Origin of the sequence: Sphingomonas sp. HF-S4 (assembly GCF_032911445.1) — a bacterium.
Classification (GTDB): domain Bacteria; phylum Pseudomonadota; class Alphaproteobacteria; order Sphingomonadales; family Sphingomonadaceae; genus Sphingomonas; species Sphingomonas agrestis.
Genome location: NZ_JAWJEJ010000002.1, coordinates 781,812 through 803,147, shown reverse-complemented (window position 1 = coordinate 803,147; position 21,336 = coordinate 781,812). Strand labels below are relative to the sequence as shown.

At 65.6% G+C, this 21,336-nt stretch carries 13 protein-coding genes and 1 tRNA gene; 6 read left to right on the top strand and 8 right to left on the bottom strand.

Annotated elements, in window-relative coordinates:
• The first annotated feature begins 2 nt into the window (after window positions 1-2).
• Window positions 3-686: a Fe2+-dependent dioxygenase gene (locus RZN05_RS19775; protein ID WP_317228398.1), complete on the top strand. Its 684-nt coding sequence runs from the start codon at window positions 3-5 to the stop codon at window positions 684-686.
• A gap of 124 nt (window positions 687-810) precedes the next feature.
• On the opposite strand, the gene RZN05_RS19770 is transcribed toward RZN05_RS19775, so the two are convergent.
• The 6 genes from RZN05_RS19770 to RZN05_RS19745 all read right to left on the bottom strand — a co-directional run bounded on the left by RZN05_RS19770 (window position 811) and on the right by RZN05_RS19745 (window position 10,522).
• Window positions 811-1,698, bottom strand: coding sequence for an FAD:protein FMN transferase (locus RZN05_RS19770; protein WP_394804850.1), 888 nt, complete (start codon window positions 1,696-1,698; stop codon window positions 811-813).
• Between the two features lie 86 nt (window positions 1,699-1,784).
• Window positions 1,785-2,651 (bottom strand): DUF4198 domain-containing protein, encoded by an 867-nt coding sequence (locus tag RZN05_RS19765; RefSeq protein WP_317228396.1) that lies wholly within the window; start codon window positions 2,649-2,651, stop codon window positions 1,785-1,787.
• A gap of 14 nt (window positions 2,652-2,665) precedes the next feature.
• Window positions 2,666-3,187, bottom strand: a complete 522-nt coding sequence (locus RZN05_RS19760) for a DUF2271 domain-containing protein (RefSeq protein WP_317228395.1) — start codon at window positions 3,185-3,187, stop codon at window positions 2,666-2,668.
• A 10-nt stretch (window positions 3,188-3,197) separates the two neighbouring features.
• The gene (locus RZN05_RS19755; RefSeq protein WP_317228394.1) at window positions 3,198-3,842 is read right to left on the bottom strand and encodes a PepSY-associated TM helix domain-containing protein; all 645 of its coding nucleotides are present in this window, start codon (window positions 3,840-3,842) and stop codon (window positions 3,198-3,200) included.
• Window positions 3,843-4,570: 728 nt separating this feature from the next.
• A complete protein-coding gene (locus tag RZN05_RS19750; RefSeq protein ID WP_317228393.1) occupies window positions 4,571-9,187 on the bottom strand; it encodes an NAD-glutamate dehydrogenase in 4,617 nt (1,538 codons plus the stop codon).
• Between the two features lie 81 nt (window positions 9,188-9,268).
• Window positions 9,269-10,522 carry a PAS domain-containing protein gene (locus RZN05_RS19745; RefSeq protein ID WP_317228392.1) on the bottom strand — a complete coding sequence of 418 codons (1,254 nt, stop codon included), beginning with the start codon at window positions 10,520-10,522 and terminating at the stop codon, window positions 9,269-9,271.
• 206 nt (window positions 10,523-10,728) lie between these two features.
• Between RZN05_RS19745 and RZN05_RS19740 the strand changes: the two genes are divergently transcribed.
• Window positions 10,729-10,804 (top strand) — tRNA-Thr (locus tag RZN05_RS19740).
• Window positions 10,805-10,954: 150 nt separating this feature from the next.
• Entirely contained in the window at window positions 10,955-12,172 is a 1,218-nt protein-coding gene (locus RZN05_RS19735) for a tyrosine-type recombinase/integrase (RefSeq protein ID WP_317228391.1), read from the top strand.
• Window positions 12,173-12,978: 806 nt separating this feature from the next.
• Here RZN05_RS19735 and RZN05_RS19730 read toward each other — a convergent pair.
• Both RZN05_RS19730 and RZN05_RS19725 read right to left on the bottom strand, forming a co-directional pair.
• Window positions 12,979-13,485, bottom strand: a complete 507-nt coding sequence (locus RZN05_RS19730; protein WP_317228390.1) for a hypothetical protein — start codon at window positions 13,483-13,485, stop codon at window positions 12,979-12,981.
• 62 nt (window positions 13,486-13,547) lie between these two features.
• Complete coding sequence (locus RZN05_RS19725; RefSeq protein WP_317228389.1) at window positions 13,548-14,525, bottom strand: restriction endonuclease; 978 nt, start codon at window positions 14,523-14,525, stop codon at window positions 13,548-13,550.
• A 198-nt stretch (window positions 14,526-14,723) separates the two neighbouring features.
• On the opposite strand from RZN05_RS19725, the gene RZN05_RS19720 reads away from it, so the two are divergent.
• From RZN05_RS19720 to RZN05_RS19710, 3 genes are read left to right on the top strand one after another with little or no spacing between them, the layout of a single operon-like run.
• On the top strand, window positions 14,724-17,459 hold the full coding sequence (locus RZN05_RS19720; protein ID WP_317228388.1) for a DEAD/DEAH box helicase: 2,736 nt from the start codon (window positions 14,724-14,726) through the stop codon (window positions 17,457-17,459).
• 55 nt (window positions 17,460-17,514) lie between these two features.
• Window positions 17,515-18,714: a hypothetical protein gene (locus tag RZN05_RS19715; RefSeq protein WP_317228387.1), complete on the top strand. Its 1,200-nt coding sequence runs from the start codon at window positions 17,515-17,517 to the stop codon at window positions 18,712-18,714.
• The gene (locus RZN05_RS19710; RefSeq protein ID WP_317228386.1) at window positions 18,714-21,314 is read left to right on the top strand and encodes a tetratricopeptide repeat protein; all 2,601 of its coding nucleotides are present in this window, start codon (window positions 18,714-18,716) and stop codon (window positions 21,312-21,314) included. The genes RZN05_RS19715 and RZN05_RS19710 overlap by 1 nt, the downstream gene beginning before the upstream one ends.
• Window positions 21,315-21,336 lie beyond the last annotated feature (22 nt).

Here is a 21,336-nt window from a genome sequence, read left to right as displayed (position 1 = left end):
GCATGATGATCGCGATCCCCGACCTGTTCGACGCGCCCGGCGTGGCGCGGCTGCGCGGAGTCATCGACGCCGCGCAATGGGTCGACGGCAACGTCACCTCTGGCCACCAGTCGGCACTCGCCAAGCAGAACGAGCAGCTTCCCGAGAACAGCCCCGCCGCCAAGGAAGCCGGCGCGCTGGTGCTCGAGGCGCTGGGAAAATCGCCCTTGTTCTTCGCCGCCGCTTTGCCGCTGAAGGTCTTCCCGCCGCTGTTCAATCGCTATGGCGAGGGCCAGACCTTCGGCACGCATGTCGACAATGCGATCCGCATCCAGCGCGGCACCGATTTCCGCATCCGCAGCGACCTGTCGATGACGGTATTCCTCGAAGACCCCGCCGCCTATGACGGCGGCGAGCTGGTGGTCGAGGACCATTTCGGCGTCCAGCGCGTCAAGCTGCCCGCGGGGCAGGCCGTGCTCTATCCCTCGTCGAGCCTCCACCACGTCACCCCGGTGACGCGCGGGGTGCGCGTCGCCTCGTTCTTCTGGCTCCAGTCGATGATCCGCGACGACGGCAACCGCCGCATCCTGTTCGATCTCGACCAGGCCGTGCAGCGCCTCACCGGCCAACTGGGCGGCACCGACCGCTCGGTGATCGAGCTCACCGGCGTGTACCACAACCTCCTGCGCAGCTGGGCGGACGCGTAAACTCCCCTCCCTGCTCGCCGGGGAGTTTCCCCACCCGTTCGTTTCGAGCGAAGTCGAGAAACGCTTGCACTACCCAGCCCCGTTTCTCGACTTCGCTCGAAACGAACGGAGGAGGAGTGCCCCCCTACTCCAGCATCGCCACCAACGCCGGCGACAACACCTCGCGCCCGTCTCGCGTCACCATCCGCATCGCCAGCCCCTCGCGCTCGCCCAGCGCCGGTCCTGCCTCGGGCCCGAGCACGGTCAGCGCCGTCGCCCAGGCATCGGCCAACATGCATTCGCCATGGAGCACGCTTACCGCCACCACGCCATTGTCCAGCGGCATCCCCGTGCGCGGATCGAGCGTATGCGCATAGCGCCGCCCGTCCACTTCGAAATACCGCCGATAGTCCCCCGATGTCGCCACCGCGAGCCCATGCAGCGCCACCCGGAACGGCGCCGCCGCCACCCCCGGCACGGCCTCCAGATCGACCCACCAGGGCTGGCCGTCGGGCTTGATCCCGCTGCCGCGCAGTTCGCCGCCGATCTCGACCAGCCAGTCCGCGAGCCCGAGCCCGCGCAGATGCGCCGCGACTGCATCGACAGCGTACCCCTTGGCGATTCCCGAAAAATCGAGCGCCGCGCGGCCATAGCGTCGCGCGCGCAGCAGCAGCGGATCATATTCGATCTCGCTCCGCCCGCCGAGCCGCAGCGCCTCGGCAATCCGCGCCGCATCGGGCACCGCGTCGGTCCGCCCCGAAGCACCGAAGCCCCAAAGCTCGGCAAGCGCGCCCATCGCCGGATCGAACGCACCCCCGCTCGCCTCGGCGACTTGCAGCCCCGCGGCGAGCACGACGTTGAATTCGGGCGGCAGCGACCGCCACGTCCCCGGCGCCCCGCGATTGAACCGGCTGAGATTCGACCCCGGCTCCCACTGGCTCATCTGCGAGATCACGCGCGCCAGCACCGCCTCGCTGCCCGCCTGCACGCCTGCCGGCGCGCCGACGATACGCGCCGACCAGCGCGTGCCCATCGTCGCGCCGCCGATCGAGGTCACGGCGGCGCCCGGCGCCCGGCGATGGAATGCCCCCGCCGAAAGCGCAGGCGGGATCGCGATCCTCAGGGTGCGAGCACCTCGAGCGTCGTCACGTAATTGGCGCGCCGCGGCGCCGGTCCCTCGGGCGCCGCCGGGGTGGCACCGCCCTCGGCACCCGGCCCGCCGGGGCCCCCCGGACCACGCCCGCCGCCAGTGGTGACGTTGAGCCAGTACATCCCCGGCTCGGGCCATTTGATCTGCACCTTGCCGCTGCCGTCGGTCTTGAGATCCATCTGGTTGAGCTTGTCGCGATAGCGGATGCCGCCCGGGATCACCGTCACCGCCTGATCGGGCATCGGCTTGCCGTCGAGGACGAACTGGAAGGTCGCGGTCTCGCCAGCGACGAGATCGTTGGGATGGGTCACCGGCACCAGCTCGATCCCCTTGCCGGTCGGCTTGAACACCGTCGTGGTCGGCTCGCCCGAGGTGAGGAACACCTCGTTGCGGCTGCTGGTCTCGCTGGTGCGCACTTCGGTGGCGCCCGCGGGGATCGCGCTCGCCAGCGTCGCAGTGGTGGTGCCACGCGGCAGCATCTTGCGCTCGCCGTTCAGCATGTAGCTGCCCATCACGCCCTCGTTGACGATCGCCACCTTGTACGTGCCCTTCTGCGTCAGGTGGACGTCGAAGGTGGTGCGATAGCGTCCGGTCGCCTTGTTCTCGACTTCGCTCGTCGTGCCGTCGGGCGCCCATACCTTGGGATCGCCGCGCAGCGGCTGGTGCTCGAAATAGAACAGGTCGTTCGAGACCGCGGCGTCGACCGTCACCCAGACGTCGTTGCCCGAGACCACGGTGGCCGAAGGCAGCATCCACATGCGGTGCGCCTGGACGGCGACGGGGGCGGCGAGCGTCAGCAGCGCGGCGGCGGCAAGCAATGGTGTGCGTAGCTTCATGAGTTCCCCCTGTATCAACGACGAACGGTCAGGCTGACGGCGCCGAGCTCGCCCGAGCCCTGTGCCTTGGCGGTGCCCCCGGCGGGCACGCTGAACGGCAGGCGGAGCAGCTCGCGCCCGCCGACCTCGCGCGCCGCCTCGACGACGAGCGTGTAACTGCCGCCGGTCAGCGCCGGCATCGGCCCGCGCCCTGCGGTGAAGCTCAACTTGTGCGTGCCGGGCGCGCGCGTCGCCCCCGTGACGCCATCGGCCGGGAACGACATCGAGCGGCCCGAGGCGCGCCACCATTGGCGAATGTCGCGCAGCCACTTGGTGCCCTCGTTTGCCTTCATATCGAAATCGTACCAGACCGCGAGCGAGCGCGGCGCGGCGCCCTCCTTTTCGAGCCACACCGCCACGTACGGCCGGTGATATTCGGCGACGCTGAGCTTGGGGATCGTGATCGTCAGGTCGAGCGTCTGTCCCGCCGCCGGGCCGGCGACGAGCGCGCTCGCCCCCAGCGCGGTTACGGTAAGACCGGTCAGTCGGATCTGCATGGCGTACCCCTTAGTGAATGAAGAAGACGGCGAGCGCCGCCGGAATGGCGAGGCCGGCGAAGACCAGCGGCCAGGTGCTCTTGCGGTGCTTCGAATGCATCCACAGCAGCACGAGGCCGGTAAGCGTGAAGACGATGCAGGCGAGCACGAAGAGGTCGATGAACCACTTCCACACCGCGCCCGAATTGCGCCCTTTGTGGAGGTCGTTGAGATAGGCGATCCAGCCGCGCGAGCTGACTTCGCTGGTTACTTCGCCGGTTGCCCGGTCGATCGAGATCCAGCCGTCACCGCCCGGGCGCGGCTGCGCGAGATAGACCGTATCCACACTCCATTCGGCGTCGCCCGCGGTCGGCATCGCCAGCTTCTCGCCGACGAACTTGGCGACGTCCGCAGGCAGCGGCTTCTTGGAATCGGGCGCGTCGTCGGGCTTCACCATCGCAAGCAACGGCGGCGGCAACTGCGCCGCCTTCTCGACCGAGGCCGGCGTCGCCTCGATCTCGGCGGCATGGTTTAGCGTGAAGCCGGTGATCGCGAACAGCAGCAGCCCGATCAGGCTGATCGCCGAGCTCATCCAGTGCCAAGTGTGCAGCTGCTTCAGCCAGAAGCTCTTCCGGCTGCGCTTGGCCTTTGCGGCAGCGGCTTGGGTACCATGCATAAGCGGGAGAGAACTCGATGGTTGACACACGCGGGTAACGCGAACGATTCGCAATTGCAATGATTTGGATGCTTCTAGTTGACTCCCCTCCCTGAAAGGGAGGGGCTGGGGTGGGTGCGAGCGAAGCGAGCCCAACCTTTTCTGACCCACCCATAATCGGATGAACAGCGCGACCCGATCATCCCTGCCGTGCAGGGGGGATAGATTGGGCAACATCCCAAATCTCGCACCCGCAGCAAAGTCCCGCTGCAATGCAGCAACGAATATTATTGCGTCGCGCAACAAACCCGGACAGTCTTGCCACAGAACATATGGAGAGGAACTCGATGTCGGGACTTTACATCGGACTTGCGTCGATTTGTGGCGTTGGCATCGCGGCCTGCCTGGGCACGATGTACCTGATCCTGCGCCGCACCCCCGTCCGCCGCGACATCGAGGCCTAACAGACTCCCCTCCCTGAAAGGGAGGGGCCGGGGGTGGGTGCGCGCGTCTGCGCGGGTGGGTGCGCGCGTCTGCGCGCCCAAAAGACTCGCCGGCTTGCAATGTAGGATTTCGTCTGCTGCACTGCGCCCGGGCGTGGCCTCATCATCGCGCCCCGGCTCTTTGACACGGTAAACCCCGTCCCAAAACCCAGCTAATCTTGTTTCAACACCGCGCAATTTTCGGAATGAAAAAATGCGCAAAGTGCGAAGTTAAGCCGGCCAAATCCTATTTCGGCCGGCCCTGCTTCACCGTCCCAGCAGCACGCGCGCCTGCCCGGCGATCTGCGCGAGCATCGCCGCATTGGGCATTGCGGCCTGCCGCGCGCGGCGCACCAGATTGGCGAACTGCTCGACCCGCGGCCGGTTGGCCTCCAGCCAGGCATCGACCGCCGCCTGCGGATCGCCCTCGGCACGGCTCAGGAATTCGAGCCGCAGCTGCTGGAAGTCGCGCGCCAGCCCCGCGATGAGCAGCCGCTCCCACGGATCGCCGGTGGTGATCCGCGCCGCGGTCGATTGCGCCCAGTCAAGTCCCAAGGCTTGGCCCAGATGCGTGAACGCGCGGGTCAGCACGGTCTCGTCGATGCCCTTCTGCGCGCTCAGCTCGGCGAGCCCGACTGCGCCGTCCATCTCGAAGAGCCGGATGACCTTCTCGACCAGCTCGGCCGGCGCACCTGCGGCTTCGAGCTTGGCGGAGATCCGCCCGCTCTGGCTCTTCACTTCGTCGAGCAGCAGCGCCTTGGCCTGCTTGTCGAGCGCATCGATCCCCGGCTTCAACCGCGCGATGACTTCGGCGGGGCTGGCGCCCGGGCGGCACACGCGCAGCAGGTCGGCGACCTGGCCGCGTACCGCCACTGCCATCTCGTCGAGCAGCGCGAGCCGCGCGGCCTCGCTGATCGCCGCAGTCTCGACGGCAGCCCAGGTGTCGCGCAGGCAGAACAGCCGCTCGGCAACGACGAACATCGCGGCGATGTCGCGCACCGCGGCGCCTTCCTCCTCGGCGATCTCGAAGGCGTGGAGTACGCCCAGCCGGTTGACGATGCGGTTAGCGAGCTTGGTCGCGACGATCTCGTTGCGCAGGCGATGCTCCTCGATCGCGTTCGCGAAGCGCTTCTGCATCGCCTGCGGGAAGGCCGCGAGCAGATCGTCCTCGAGTTCGGGATCGGCGCCCAGCTGGCCGTTCTCGATCGCATCCTGCAGCGCGAGCTTGGTCGAGGCGAGCAGCACCGCCAGTTCGGGCCGGGTGAGCCCCCTGCCCTCCTGCGCCCGGCGCAGCAGGTCCTCGTTCGACGCCAGCCCCTCGACTGCGCGATCGAGCCGACCGGCGCCTTCGAGGATCTCGATCACGCGCACATAGCTCGGCAGCGATACCGCGCCGTCATTCTCCATGAACGACAGCGCCAGCGTCTGGAGCCGATTGTCCTCGAGCACCAGATGCGCGACATCGTCGGTCATTTCGGCGAGCAGCGTGTTGCGGTCTTCGAAGTCGAGCCGGCCTTCGATCACTTCCCGGTTGAGCGCGATCTTGATGTTGACCTCGTTGTCCGAGCAATCGACGCCCGCCGAATTGTCGATGAAGTCGGTGTTGATCCGCCCGCCCAGGCTGGCGAAGGCGATGCGCGCGGCCTGGGTGACGCCCAGATTGGCCCCCTCGCCGATCGCCTTGGCGCGGAGCTGCTCGGCGTTGACGCGGATGCGATCGTTCGCCGGATCGCCGACATCGATATGGCTCTCGCTCGCCGCCTTCACATAGGTGCCGATCCCGCCGAACCACAGCAGATCGACCTGTGCCTTGAGGATCGCCGACAACAGGCTGGTCGGATCGATCTCCGCAACCTCGAGCCCGAGCATCGCCTGGACTTCGGGGGTCAGCGGGATCGACTTCTCGGTGCGCGCGAACACGCCGCCGCCCTGGGAAATCAGCCCAGGATCGTAGTCCGCCCAGCTCGATCGCGGCAGCGCGAACATCCGCGCCCGCTCGTCCCAGCTCTTCGCCGGGTCGGGATCGGGGTCGAGGAAGATGTGGCGGTGGTCGAACGCGGCGACGAGCTTGATCGACTTGCTGAGCAGCATGCCGTTGCCGAACACGTCGCCTGACATGTCGCCGCAGCCGGCGACGCGCACCGGCTCGGACTGCACGTCGACACCCATCTCCAGGAAATGCCGGCGGACCGATACCCAGGCGCCCTTGGCAGTGATCCCCATCGCCTTGTGGTCATAACCGTGCGACCCGCCCGACGCGAAGGCATCGCCCAGCCAGAAGTTGCGCTCGACTGCGATGGCGTTGGCGACGTCGGAGAAGGTCGCCGTGCCCTTGTCGGCGGCGACCACGAAATACGGGTCCTCGCCGTCGAGGATCGCCACGCTCTCCGGGTGCACCACCTCGCCCGCGACGATGTTGTCGGTGATCGACAGCAGCGAGCGGATGAAGATGCGATAGCTCTCGGTGCCCTCGGCGAGCCAGGCGTCGCGATCCTGCGCGGGCGACGGCAGCAGCTTGGGATAGAAGCCGCCCTTGGCGCCGGTGGGCACGATCACCGCGTTCTTGACGCGCTGCGCCTTCATCAGCCCGAGGATCTCGGTGCGGAAATCGTCGCGCCGGTCGGACCAGCGCAGCCCGCCGCGCGCCACCGGGCCGGCGCGCAGATGGATGCCCTCGACGCGGGGGCTGTACACCCAGATCTCGCGCCACGGCAGCGGCGCCGGCAGCCCGGGCACCTTGGCCGAATCGAGCTTGAACGCCAGCGCCTCGGCCGCAGCCGGCGCGAAAGCGTTGGTCCGCAACGTCGCCAGCACCACCCCCCGCAGCGTGCGTAGGATGCGGTCGTCATCGATCGCCGAAACCTGGTCGAGCCCGGCGTCGATCGCCTTGGCCGCGGCCTTGACCGCGTCATCGTCCTTGCCGACGCGCTCGGGATCATGCGCCGCCTCGAACCGCTCGATCAGCGCGGCGGCAACCGCCGGCGCGCGACGCAGCGCATCGACCACCGTTGCCATGCCGTAGCTCAAGCCGGTCTGGCGCAGATAGCGGAACCAGGCGCGGAACAGCACGACCGCGCGCGGCCGCATAGCCCCCTCGACGATCAGCCGGTTGAAAAGGTCGTTCTCGGCGCGGCCTTCGAGCACCGCGGCGATCGCGTCCTCGACCAGCTGCGGCTCGCGGGCGAGCGCCTGCGAGGTGCCGGTGAGCGCGACTTCGAAGTCATGGACGAAGCTGCCATTGGCGAGCTGGGTCGGCACTTCCTCAAGCACCCGGAAGCCGAAATTCTCGAACACCGGCACTGCGTCGGACAGCGCCAGCGCACCGCCTTGGGCATAGAGCTTGACGCGATAGGCGCCCTTGTTGATCGGGTGCGGGGTGATCCGCACCGATCGCGCACCGGGGGTTTCGAGCGTCGCGATGCGCAGAATGTCGAGCGCGGCTTCCTCGGGCGTCGTCGTCGTCCGATAAACCGCGGGGAAGGCACTGGCATAGCGCAGCGCGAGCCTGGTCGAGGCACTGCCGGCTTGTTCGGCCAGCGCCGCCTCGACCGCGGGCACCCAGCCGCGCAGCATCCGCGCGAGCCGCGCATCCAGCTCGTCGGCATCGGGCATGACACCCCCGCCACGCAAATCGAGCGTGTAGCGCACCAGCGCAACCACGCCGTCTTCGAGCGCGATCGACCAGTTGATCAGCTTGGCGTTGGCGGCTTCGGCAAGCATGTCGCCGATCGCTTCGCGGCGCCCGGTCGAGATCTCGTCGCGCGGCAGCCACACGAACGCAAACAGATGGCGCCCGAGCGGACTGCGCACCAGCACCAGCTTCGACCGCGGACGATCGGCAACCGACATCGAAGTCAGCACGAGATTCTCGAGCGAGCTCGCATCGAACGCCGCGGTCAGATCGTGCGGCAGTGCGGTCAGCGCATGCGCCATCGCCTTGCCGGTGTGGCCCTTGGGGTCGAAGCCGAACTTCTTTTCGAGGCCCGCCAGCCGCGCGCGCAGCACTGGCACTTCCTGCGGATCGGCGAACAGCGCGGCGCTGGTCCACAGCCCGGCATGGATCGACAGCCCGATAACTTCGGCGCCGGTGAGGATCGGCAGCACGACGATGTCGAGCGGCACACGGCGATGCACGGTCGAGATCGAATTGGACTTGAGCAGCAGCGGCGCTTCGCCGCCCTGGCGGAAATAGTCGATCGCCGCCTTGCGCGAGGGTTCGGCGAGAATCGGCGTATCGAGCTTGAAGCGCGCAAGCCCGAGCTGGTCCGACGTCGTGCCGTCGGCGCGCCACTTCTCGTGCGCGAGCAAGGTCATCGCGCCGTCATGGAACCAGCGCAGCAGCGCCGCGCCCTCCTCCGGCAGGTTCGCGGCATCGGCGACGATCGCCGCTTGGAGCGCGCGCCAGTCCTCGACGGCGCTGCGCACCTGCGCGAGCGTATTCTCGATTTCGGCAACCAGCGCGCGGCGGGTGCGCGCGTCGCTGCGCTCCATCTCGATATAGATCATCGATTCGCGCCGCGCCGCCGCGGCATCGGGTCCGATCGAAACGAGCTTGCCGGCGCCGTCGCGCTCGACGGCGATCACCGGGTGGATGATGCGGAAGATCGCGATGTCGTGCGTCGCGATCGCGCTCGCGATCGAATCGACCAGGAACGGCATGTCGTCGTTGACCACCGCGAGCCGCATGCTGCGGCGCTCCTCGTCGAGATAGGTTTCGAGCCGGATCTGCGGCCCGCCCGGCGGGCGCACCGCCGCGGCTTCGGCGACGAAGTCGGCGGCCTCGGCGCGCTCGCTTTCGTCGAAACCTTCCAACTCTCCCGGCAGCGCTCCTTCGAGCAGCCGCGCCTCGAACGCCTGCGTTAGCGACGTCATCATGCTTTTCATGCCCGCCGCTATGCCCTTGGCGGCGCGCGACCTCAAGGCTTGGCAGGCAATAAAGTAACGATTGCTACTAGTTTAGCGCACTCAGGCGGCGGCCTTGCGGATCGCGCGTTCGGTCAGCGCCGCGTCGCCGGTGATGCTCGCGACGATATCGAGGCCTTGCCTGCCCGCACGCGCGAGCAGAACGACGAACTCGTCCTGGCCAGCATCGATTTCGACATGGCCGAGCGGCGGACGGTTGCGCAGTTCCTCGGCGGCGCGCGCGAACACGTCGCGCTTCGGCGCCGGGCGGCGATGCTCGCGCTCGGCCTTGACCACGCCCTTGATGCCGCCCTCGGCGACTTCGAGGAATGCGTCGAGCCCACCCTGCGGAATGTCCTGGCGCCGCGCAAAGGCGAGCACCGCGGCGAATTCGGTGAGCCGGGTCTTGTCGTAATCGGCTCCGAAGACGAGCTTCACCGCCGGCGTCATCGGCGCCCGCGCCTGAACGCTCAGCCCCGAATCGGCGAGCAGCTCGGCATAATCCTCGGGCGCCTGCTCGGCGGCGAGGACGAAATCATAGCCGCGGCTGAGCGCGCGATAGAGCGCCGAGCGGCTGCGCAGGTCCGACGCGCGGGCAGCGGCCGCCGATTCGCGCGCGAGCATCAGCTGGTCGGCAAGCGTCTCGCCATATATCTGCGCCGCTTCGGGCTCGGGCGAATCGAAGCCGGCGCTGGGCCCATCGGCCCAGACCGCAGCGGCAACCGGGTTCAGCGGCGCCGCGCGGCGCGATTCCTCGACCTCGGCGCTGAGCCGCGCCTGTGTCTCGGCATCGACCAGTTCCTTCCAGTTGATCACGCCATAGATGAAGTCGATCGTCTCTCCATCCGACGAGAAGGGCATCAGGATGCCGCGATAGAGCGTATTGTGCCCGCGCTGCCCGACGAACTCGGCCTCGAAGCCGATCGGCGCGCGATTCGCGATGATCTGGAGATAATGATCGGTCAGCCGCGAGAGCAGCGAGCGGCTGGGCACTTCGCCGATCGTCTGGATCGCCGGCGTGAAGCCGCATTCCTCGCGCAGCATCGTGCCGAGATAGCGAATCGCCGGATCCTCCACCCCGCGGGTGAAATCGAGCAGCACGCTGTGCGGGCCGAAATCGGCGATATTGTCGGGATCGAGATCCTCGATCGAGGGGTAGGCGCGCCCGTGGAGCAGCGACACCCAATAGTTATAGGCGCGCACATGCATCCGGCGCTCGTCTGCGCCGATCTCGATCGGGCGCTCGGTGACGGCGTCGTCGTTCGAGCCCTCGGGGGCCGGGTCCAGGGGCTCATTGATCCCGCGAGCCATGTCCATGCGCGTGCTCCGTTGCGGGCGAACTGGCCCGATCCTTGGACACGCTTGTGCACCCCCCGTGGTAAACGACGCGTAAAGCCGAACGGGTAGGTATTTTTGCGGGGCGCGGGCCCCGAAAAGGCGGTGGCAAGCAAATCGCAACGCTTGTCAGCTAGGGATCATGCTGGTAAGCGCGCGCTCTCTTCGAAGCCGAGCGCTTCGACAGGGCCGCTTTAGCTCAGCTGGTAGAGCATCGCATTCGTAATGCGGGGGTCACAGGTTCGAGTCCTGTAAGCGGCACCAGTACATATTGAGAACATGCCTAGAAAACCGCAGAAATCTGCGGTATATTGCCTCTTGGCGGTCCCACAAAATCTCACTTTGTTCCGCCGTGGCCCACGCAAAAGGGGCCACGAAACGTGGGGCCACGAACGTGCAAGGAGGCGTGGCCCCATGCTTACTGTGGTACAGGTTCAGTCACTCAAACCGGCGGAGCGTCCTTTCAAAGTTTTTGATTCGGACGGCCTCTATCTGCTGGTCCAGCCATCCGGAGCCTTGCTCTGGCGCTTCCGTTACCGTTGCTGCGGCATTGAACGTAAGCTGTCGCTCGGCAGCTTCCCGGACGTGACCCTGCAGCAGGCGCGGAGAAAGCGCGATGCAGCCAAGGGAGAGCTGGAGGACGGGTTCGATCCGGTTGAGGCGAAGCGGCAAAAGCGCCTCCAAAACGAATTGGCGGCGAAGACCACCTTTGGCCTGGTGGCCGAAGAGTACATCCAGAAGATGGAACGAGAAGCGCGGGCTCCTGCCACGATCAAGAAGGCCCGCTGGTTCCTCGAACTGCTCGGCGGCCTCTCGAAGCGCCCGATCGCCTCAGTGACGCCGCATGAACTGCTCGATGTGCTCAAGCGAGTGGAGCGCCGGGGCCATCACGAAACTGCGGTTCGGCTACGCGCCTTTGCGGGGCGGGTTTTCCGCTATGGCTTCGCGACCCTCCGCACGGAGAAGAACCCCGCCGACATCCTGCGAGGGGCACTGACGGTTCCTCGCGTGCAGCACCATGCGGCGATCGTCGAGCCCAAGAAGGTCGGCGAACTGCTTCGGGCGATTGAGGACTACAAGGGTCGGCCGGAAACGCTCTATGCGCTTCGGCTCGCGCCACACGTGTTCTTGCGACCGGGGGAGTTACGGCAGGCGAAATGGACCGAGATCGACTTCGCGGAGAAGGTCTGGCGCGTACCCGCGGAGCGGATGAAGATGAAGCAGCCGCATGCAGTGCCCCTATCTCGGCAGGTGCTCTTCATCCTTCAGGATCTGCGCTCGCTTGCGCGCTCGAGCGAGTTTCTGTTTCCGGCGCTGCACACGACCAAGCGCCCGATATCAGAAAATACAATGAACGTCGCGCTTCGCCGGCTCGGCTTCCAGCACGACGAGATGACCAGCCACGGCTTCCGAGCGATGGCCAGTACGCTTCTCAATGAGTCGGGCCTTTGGCACCCGGATGCAATCGAGCGCGCTTTGGCGCACGGTGAGAAGGATCGCGTTCGGGCTGCGTACCATCGCGGAGCGCACTGGAATGAGCGTGTGCGGATGGCGCAGTGGTGGTCCGACTATCTCGATCAGCTTCGCGTGGGCGGCAAAGTGATTAAGGCGAAATTCCGAAAGCGCGCGTGAGGCGTTCGCCTCGGCAGATAATTTTCCAGTCTTATCCACTAACGAGGATAACTGCTCGGCCGCGCAAATGCCTCAACCGCTAACGCGCCGCTTTTATTTCCAGAAGAGAACCCGAAAAAACCAACTATATAATTGTTTTAAATTCCTAATTTACTATAGAAATATACTATTTTACATTATATCTGGCCATATCATCTTGATGATAGATGCAGACTAGGAGATTTTACTACTGATTTTATCAAATAGTGTCAAGATGTCTTAGGAGCCTCATGGTGAGGCGGTCATGGATTGGGGCTAGAGCTTTTATCGTATCTTACCTTTGAATGCATCGCGCCTGTCCGCACGAAAAATCATCGCCAGACATTCGACCTCTGCACCCCGACGAACACTCGCCCTGCAAGGTTGCCAGCTGACACGTGTCTCAAAAGCACGGTGCGGGCGGCGGGCTAGGAGGGGGCCTTCGCCACCGCGCTGGAAATCGATATCAACATCAACGAGCATTCCGCCGTCTGCATATGCATCGAGATCCTGTCGATTCGTTGGTAGGCAACCAGGAACAGAAACTGGCGGCAGCCTGACTGCCGCCGCAAGTCCACCATGCTGGCAAGGACGGTCGATGCGATTTTGAGTGGGACTTGGATCGTCGCTGGGAGATCGATCGTAATGTGCCGGTCAATTGGCGCTGGGGATGATCGGCCTCAAATATCGACGGCGCTCGCCGACAGGCGTGGCGGTTCTCCGGTCAGCGACTTCGGCCGGCGCCTCGCTTTCTGGCACTCAACCTACTCCCTGCGCAGGACCTTTGATCAGAACGGGATCACGCCACGCCGGAAGAGATCGATCACCGCGTGACTATCGACGAATCCCTCCTGATACGTCGCGCGCTGATGGGGCCAGGTCGCGAAGAAGCTATGCCGCTCGACGCCGATAATAGGCCGGCGCCCCGCGAACTGGTGCGCGGTGAGGTCATAGCAAAGGCCGCGAACCCTCACCCAATAGTGATGCTGCCACAAGCGTGGCTTTGTCCCGCGCACGATCGTCACGCCGGACACCCCATAGCGCTCCTGAAGCAGAAGCATGAAGATGATCGATGCGCTTTCGCAACAGTTGCGCGGATAGGAATAGCCAAAGGGATAGTCGAGAACCTCGCTGGCCTTGTTCTCCTCGAGAAAAGCCATCAGTCGCCTTGCCGAGTCCGCGATTTGCCTGTCCAAATCCGCAATGCCGATCGCCGGCCTTTCTCGTCCACGCCCCATAGTCCGCGAATGACGTGCCGCAACGTTGCCCACAATATGCAGGCGACGGAAATCCACAAGATTCTGCGACGGGCTGGCAACTTGCCGGGCATGATCGGCTAGCGCTTACAAAAGCGCCGCTAACCTATCTTCTCGTGCAAAATCTCCCGTAGCGAAGCAGGTGGCGACCATAGCCCAGCCTGTGCTTTCGAATAGGTCTGGCAAAGCGTGAGCACCTTGTCGCGCCCTTCGAACCTGATCCGCTCACGGTCGAGCTGGGTCAGATACTCGAACGCATTGCCGGTATAACCATGTGTCGACAGGAAGAGACCGCCGGCCACCTTGTCGCGAGCGATCACCTCAATGAAATCGCTCACCGCACCCGATCCGACCTTGGTCGCCGAACGCCAATGCTTCACCTCGACATAATATTCTACCGCCTTGCCATTGAGCGTGAACGCCAGGATCACGTCCTTACCGCCGTCCTTCGCGGGCGGCGTCAGGGTGACCTGGAAGCCGAGCCCATCGAATATCTCCGCGATGGTGGGCTCAATATGATACCATTCGAGGCGCTCGAGCGCGCTCGGATCGCGAGCGATCTCGATCGCCAAAAAGCGGCTGAACATCTTTATCCCTTGGCTGAGCCGGTCGGGAGCCTTTCGCTCGCTCGCGATCGCCCGAGTCCAATCGACCAGCCCGTCATAGCTCAGGAGCTCGATTCGCACCGGCAGGCTTTGCCTGATCGCCTCATGCGCAGATTGCGAGAAGCCAGCATTGCTAACCAGCACCGCGCGGTCCACGCCAGCCATCATCGCCGCGCCGACAAGCTGTCGTATCGCCGACACGGACATTCTGGCGCGCGTGTGCTTCAATTCGATGGCGATCGTAACCGCATCGGCGTCGGTGGTCGCAGGCCGGCGAGCCAAGAAATCCATGCCTTTGTCGCGCTGCGCCGCCGTGCGCTCGAGAGCGTAGCCGCTCGTCTCGAGCAGTGGTCCGATCGCGTCCCCGAGCAACTGCTCGGCATCCCTGGGCGAGATCGAGGCCCCGCCTTCCTTTAGCTCATCCAGCGCTGCCTGAGCAGCGGTAATGCGGCCTTGCGTGTCAGTCTCCAGCATCCCGGAAACGACTAGCGGCCAGCCTCGCCAAGTCGAGCGGCAAAGCAGGACTCATCCGAAATGGAGTTTCTTTGCTCCACAGCTTTAGCGATCACGCGTGATGCGTTCCTTGCTTCGATCATGCATGCTTCCTTAAAGCTCGGGCAAATCTCCGCGCTAGAGCGCGGGCGCGAATTGAACTTGGGTGGGGAGGCCCGAATGAACATAGATTCTGTCTCGGCGCCAGGCTGGACGGCCGCGCTAGCCGCGCAAATCCGCAGCTGGGGCATTCGCGATTTCACCGGGATCCAGACGCAGGCGATCGAGGCCGGCGTCGCCGACGGCCGGAGCATGATCGCTTGCGCCCCGACCTCCTCGGGCAAGACCTTGGTCGGCGAGATCGCGATCCTCGCCGGGCTCGAGCGCGGTCATCGCTGCCTCTACCTCGTCTCGCACCGCGCACTCGCCGACCAGAAATATGCCGACTTCGTCGCACGGCTGGGCAGCGAGGTGTCGATCGGCCTGAGCACCGGCGACCGCGACGAAGGCGAGGCGGCCGCCCGCCTTACCATCGCGACCTACGAAAAGGCGCTGGCGCTGCTCTTGTCCGGGCAGCTCGACGTCACCGCTTCGGTGATCGTCGCCGACGAGCTGCAGATCATCGGCGAGCCGGGCCGTGGGCCCAACATCGAGACCCTGTGCACCATCCTCAAGCGGCAAGGCATGGCGCAGATCGTTGGGCTGACCGCGACGGTCGGCAACGCGGGCGAGCTGGCCGAATGGCTCGGCTGCGCATTGGTCGGCTGCCAGGACCGCGACGTCGATCTGATCCAGCAGGTCTGGTCGGGCGGCACCGCCTATGAGGTGCGCTTCGGCCAGGAGGACGCGCTCGATTGCCTCGAAGGCGAGCATATTCCCCAGGACCCCGTCGAGGTCGCGCGAAAGCTGATCGCGCTAGGCAGAGGGCCGGTACTGATCTTCACCGAAAGCCGGAACGAGGCCATGGAGCTGGCAGCGCGCTTCGCCATCGGGCGTCAGCAAACTGTGCGCGGAATCGAGCTTGCCGAGCAGATCGCGCTTTTCTCAGAGCCGACCGAGGCTTCGGAGCAGCTCCAAGACTTGGCTCGACGCGAGGTCGCGTTCCATTCGGCGGACCTGACGGCGCAGGAGCGGCAGGTGCTTGAGCAGGGCTTCGCCACCTCTGCGTTCTGCGCCTGTTTCGCGACGTCGACGCTCGCCGCCGGGGTCAACTTTCCGTTTCGCTCAGTCGTGTTCGCCAAGCTGACCTACGCTTATGGCGAGCGGGAGGGCACGATGCTGACGCGCGCCGACTATCGCAACATGTCGGGTCGCGCGGGCCGGCTAGGGCTGCACCCTGACGGCTATGCGGTGCTGCTGCCCAGAACCCAAATCGAGCGGAGCCATGCCGCGACTATCGTGCGCCCCGAAAACGACAATGTCGTATCGCGGCTCGTCGGCCTGTCGATGCGTCGCAGCGTGCTGGCACTGATCGCTCACGGTGTCGTCAACACCCGACCGGCGCTGGTCGACTTCTTTCGCCTGAGCCTGCTCTGGCATCAGATCCGGGAGCGCAATCCGCACAAGCTCGACGATGTCGTGGCAAAGGCGGCGACCGCGACCGACTGGCTGATCCGCGCAGGCTTCGTCGACGACGACTTCGACGTGCTTCTAGCTACGCCTGTCGGCAGGGCCGTCGCCCAATCGGGGCTGCTCCCGCTCACCGCTGTCGGCTTCCTCGATATGATGTGCGCGCACGCAGCGGACATCGACGCCGATTTCGAGCGCTATCTGACCGGGCTTCTGCACTGGGTCTGCACCTGCGCAGAGTTCGGCAGCGAGCGTCCTTCCCGCTACCTGCCATGGCCGAGCAAGGGCTATGTTGATTCGGTTGGCTTTCTCCAGGCATTTCCGCTGCTCGCGGCGGTCGACCGCAATGACCGCCGCGCCAATCAAGGCGCGCATGCGCTGGCGCTGTTCGCGGCGGGCGCGCCCGAGCGCGAGATTCGCCGCAAGACCAACCTGCCTTCGGGGCAGCTTCACCGCCTCGCCGCCGATATAGCCTGGGTATTGGATGGGCTTCGTCGGATCGCGAGCGTGCCCGAGCTGGGCTATCCGCAGACGCTTACCAACAAGCTGCAAATGCTCGCCCGCCAGATCCAATGGGGCATTCCCGTCGAGGCGCTCGACATATTGCGCGTCGCGCAGCGCGAGAACGTGCCGGGCTTCGGGCGCCAGCGCGCCGTTGCCTTGCTGCGCCAAGGAATCGAGACGTTCGACCAGCTGCTCACCGCTGCCAAGGACAAGGTCCAGCAAGCGGTCGGCGGCGAGAAGCGGATGTCGGCTTTGCTGCATGCGGTCGCCTCCTGCATAGGCTTCAGGCAGGACAAGTTCCGCGAGGCGCATCGCCAGCTTGCGGAACGGCTGGGCGTCGAGGCGCTGGTCGAGCGCTGCAATGACGCGCTCGGGACCGACTATGAGGATGCCGTAATCGCCTTGCTCACGCGAGAGCCCTCGTGGTCGATTCGACAGATCGACGACGGCAGGCAGCAGAACGCGCCGGATCTGCTGCTTACGCTCGGCGTGCACGCGCTTCTCATCGAGTGCAAGACGACTACCAAGAAGCCGCCGCTGCTGGCCAAGGAGGCGGCGTTCGCGATCCTGCAGAAGGCGCTGGGGTACGACAAAGCGATGCACCGGGTCACGCTCGGAAAGCCGCGCTTCGACGAGCATTCGCGCAAGAAGGCACAGGCTGCCGAGGAGGTTACGCTCATCGAGCACGAGGTGTTCATAGAAGGCGTGCTGCGCGTGCTGGCGGGCAAGGTAACACCGCGGCAACTCGTCGAATGGCTTATCGCGCCCGGCCTGACCGAGCTGGATCGCTTGGGCGGGCCGGCATCCTACCAAATTCTCGCGAACGACAAGTCTTCCTCTTGATATCTGGATTGACGATATCAAATATTCTGATATCAAGATGTCAAGGAGGCACGATATGCGCATTATTGCCGGACCCCCGGTGAGCGGAGCGGACTTCAAGTTCCGCTCGACAGAGATCGCGCTTGCGACACAGTCCCTGACCGACGGCACGAGCTTGCTCGTGAAGGGCTGGCGCCGGATCGGAAAGAGTTCACTTCTCGTCGAGACCGCGCGCGTGCTGGCGGAGACGCCTGCGACGACACCAATCTATCTCGACGTCCAGGACATGAAGTCGCTGAGCGAGTTCTTCTCGGGCTTCCTGCGCGCGCTTCCTGCCGATCGGGTCCAGTGGCTGCGCAAGCAGTGGGACGCCGCACGCCTCATTCCCGGCCGTATCGCGGATGCGGTCCAGCGGCGGGTGCGCAAGGTTTCGGCCGGCGGCGGCGGGATCGAAGGCGGCCTCGAACTCGATGCGAGCGTGCGCGAATATTGGGAGCCGCTGAAGGAAAGCGTCGAGCGCCTGGCGCGCGAGCAGCTCGCGCAGGGCAACCGCATCATCCTGCTAATCGACGAGCTGCCATTCTTTCTCGAGAACATGCATCGCCAGAACAAGAATGTCGACGATATCCGGATCGTCTTGGCAACGCTGCGCGCATGGCGCAATGCCGGCCTTACCATGGCGATCGCCGGGTCGGTGAGCATCCAGCTGTTCCTTGAGGACCTCGAGATCGAGGGTCTCGTCATAAACGATCTCCAGCATGTCAACCTGCAGCCGCTGGCGCAGCTCGAGGCCGAGGCGCTGGTCGTCCAACTCGCGGGAATCGCCAAGCTGACAGGCTGGACGCCGGCGTCCACGGCGGCGCTGCTTGCCGAGCTTCCCGACCATTTCCCGTTCTTCATCCAGACCGCGATGAATCAGCTTCGCGCAAGCGGCAGCTCGACGCCGGAGCAGATCGCCGACGTCGCGGAGAACAGCCTGCAGCAGCAGCTGTTCGCGACCTTCTATCAGCAGTTCGACGAGCGGCTGGCGCGCCGGTTCGAGCCGGGCATTCGTGGTGCCGCCGAGGCGGTGCTCAACGCGATGGCGAAGGATGTGCATGGCAAGATCAGCAATGCCGCGATCGATGCGCTCTGCGAGCCGCTCGGACAGGACTCGCTCGCGGTCAAGCGACGGCTCGAGCTAGCGGAGTTCGTGCGCGGTGACCCACGCACCGGCGGCTATCGGCTTGTCCAGAACCTGCTCAAAACCTGGCGCGCGGCACGCGGAGGCATCTGATGGACATATCGCGCTTCAACCCGCACGCGATGAGCGACGCCCAGGTGCGCCTGCTGTCGACCGGCCGCGATCTGCTGATCGAAGCCGTCATCGAGACGCTGATCAACGGCGAAGGCACCCGCCAGCACGCGTTGATCAGCGCGCCGCGCGGGTTCGGGAAGTCGTTCTTCGCCCGCGCGATCGAGCTGGGCGTCCGGGACAAGGAGCTGCCCGCCCGGGTCTTCGTCCTGCCGGAGGAGCAGCGCAACGTCTCTACTCCGTCGAGCTTCCTGCGTGAGATCGCCCGCGCGCTCCTGGGCAAGCCGGCCTCGAGCGTCACTGGGCTTTTCCTCGACGACCCTCCGGAAGCCTGGGGCGAAGCGCTGGTAGAGCTGGAAGCGGCGATCGATACCGTGCCAACGGGCGCGATCGCGATCGTCGTCGTGGAGAATTTCGACGAGCTCATCGCCAATGTGTTCCACGATCCCGTCGATCAATCACGCTTGCGGGCCTTGCTCGCCGAGAGCCAGCGCCTCGCGCTGCTCGCAACCTCGGTATCCGACAAGGTCGATCAGGACTATGAGCAGCGCCTGTTCCATGCCTTCGCGAAGTTCGCGCTCGATCCCTGGACCGAGGCCGACCACATTCTCTATTTCGAGCGCCGCGCCGCGCTCGAGGGCAAGACCGATCTCGACCTCGATCTGGCCAAGGTGCGCGCGCTCGCGAGCTTCACCGGCGGCGCACCGCGCATGGCGGTGGCGCTCGCCAATCTGCTGCTCGAGAGCGACCCGCTCACAGCGGCCGAGCTTCTGGACAAGCTCGTCGACGACCTGACCCCCTATTATCAGGCGCTTATCGACCAGATGCCGATGCGCACGAAGACTTTATTCGACGCGCTCATCCGCCAGGGCGAGCCCTGTTCCCAAAGCGATCTCGCAGTACGGGTTGGCACGACGCAGAACCGGATCGCGCAGCATTTCGCCTGGCTGCGCGAGCGCCAGATCGTCTTGGGCAAGCGAAGGACCGGCGGCCGCGATTCGCTCTACAAGGTCGCGGATCGGCTGTTCGTCCAATATTATCGCAAGCGGCACCTTCTCCATGACAGCTACACCCCGCTCGCCGGCATGGCCGAGTTGCTGGACGGATTCTTCAGCGCCGAGGAGAATCGGCGGCAGGCGATCCGATTGCTGGAGCAGGGACGCAGCGAGGAAGCGGCCGAGTTTTGCCGTGCCTTTCTCGCCACCGACACCAGCGATCTGGGATTATGGGCGCGCGAGTCGCGCAACCAGGATGCGCTTGCCGGCCTCACGGCGGGAATGAACCACGATCACGAAGCCGCTCTCGTGCATCTCGGGCGCGCCTTGATCCCCGCGCAGGCGGCCGGCGACCTGCGCGGCGCCGCCTTGCTCCAGGGCCAGATCGGCGTCGCCGCCTCGCGGCTTCGCCACTATGCCCGCGCTATCGACGCGCATCGCGCCGCGCTCGCTTTCTGGGAGAACGAAGGCGCCACCGCCCATATCGCCTGGGTAATGAACCAGCTCGCCCAGGACTATCGACGCGCCATGCAGTTCGACGACGCACTGCACTATGCGCAGCAGGCGATCGCCGTACTCGGCGACAACGGCCCATCGGACCGGATCGCTTCGCTTTGGGGCGAGGTCGGCGAATGCGCGCGTCGGCTCGGGCAACCGGAGGAAGCGGTCGCTGCTTATACGACTGCCGCGGCCATCTGGAAGGGGCTGGGCGAGGTCCCTGCCCAGGCCTGGGTTCTGGGAGGCCTCGGCCTCGCCCATTGCCTGGCCGGCAGGTTCCGCGACGCCATCGACAAGCATCGGCAGGCAATCGGACTGTTCGACACCTTGCCCGGTAAAGCGCTCAACATCGCGCTCAACCACGGCTGGATCGCGGCATCGGCGCGCCAGCTCGAGGATTACGACCTCGCGCTCGCCGAGGATCGCGCGGCGCTAGCGCTGTGGCAGGAACTGGGAGACACCCGGCAGCAGGTACGCGCCTACCACGCGCTTGCGCTCGACTATGCCGCGAAGCGCGATCTTGCGGCCGCGACCGAATCCGCCAAGACCGCGTTCGAGCTGGCGCGACATGCAGACCTGCAAGGGCAGGTCGTGTGGATCGCCGGGCATTTCGCTGCGCTGCAGGTGCGGGCAGGCGATGCCGAAGGTCTCTGGATGCCGATCGACGAGCATCCGGTCCCCGACCTGCGGCGGCTGGCGGAAGCGGTGCTCACCCAGGCCGGCGCTACTCTCGCCGGCGAGGCCAAGGAGCTGGGGCGTGCCGCCGCCTACGCGCTCGGCATGCGGATCATCGAAGGCCTCACCGCCCGTGCGAACCGGCGGTATCTCTCGGACGGCGCGACCTATCTGCTGAGCGGACTACTGGAGCAGGGCGCGGCGCCGGGGCTTCTGCGCGATCTGACCGATGCATGCGTGCGCTTGCCCGACGGCCTGTCGGGGGTGCGCCAGCAGGCCTTCGAACTGGCGGCCGAGGTGATCGAGGCGGAAGGTGACGAGGCGCTGATCGAGCAGGCAGATCCCGATATCGGCGATGCCGTGCGCGTGATCCTGGCGGTGATCGCCGAGCGTCGCCGGCGCCGGAACCAGTAAGCAGCAACCGCGCGAGACGAGG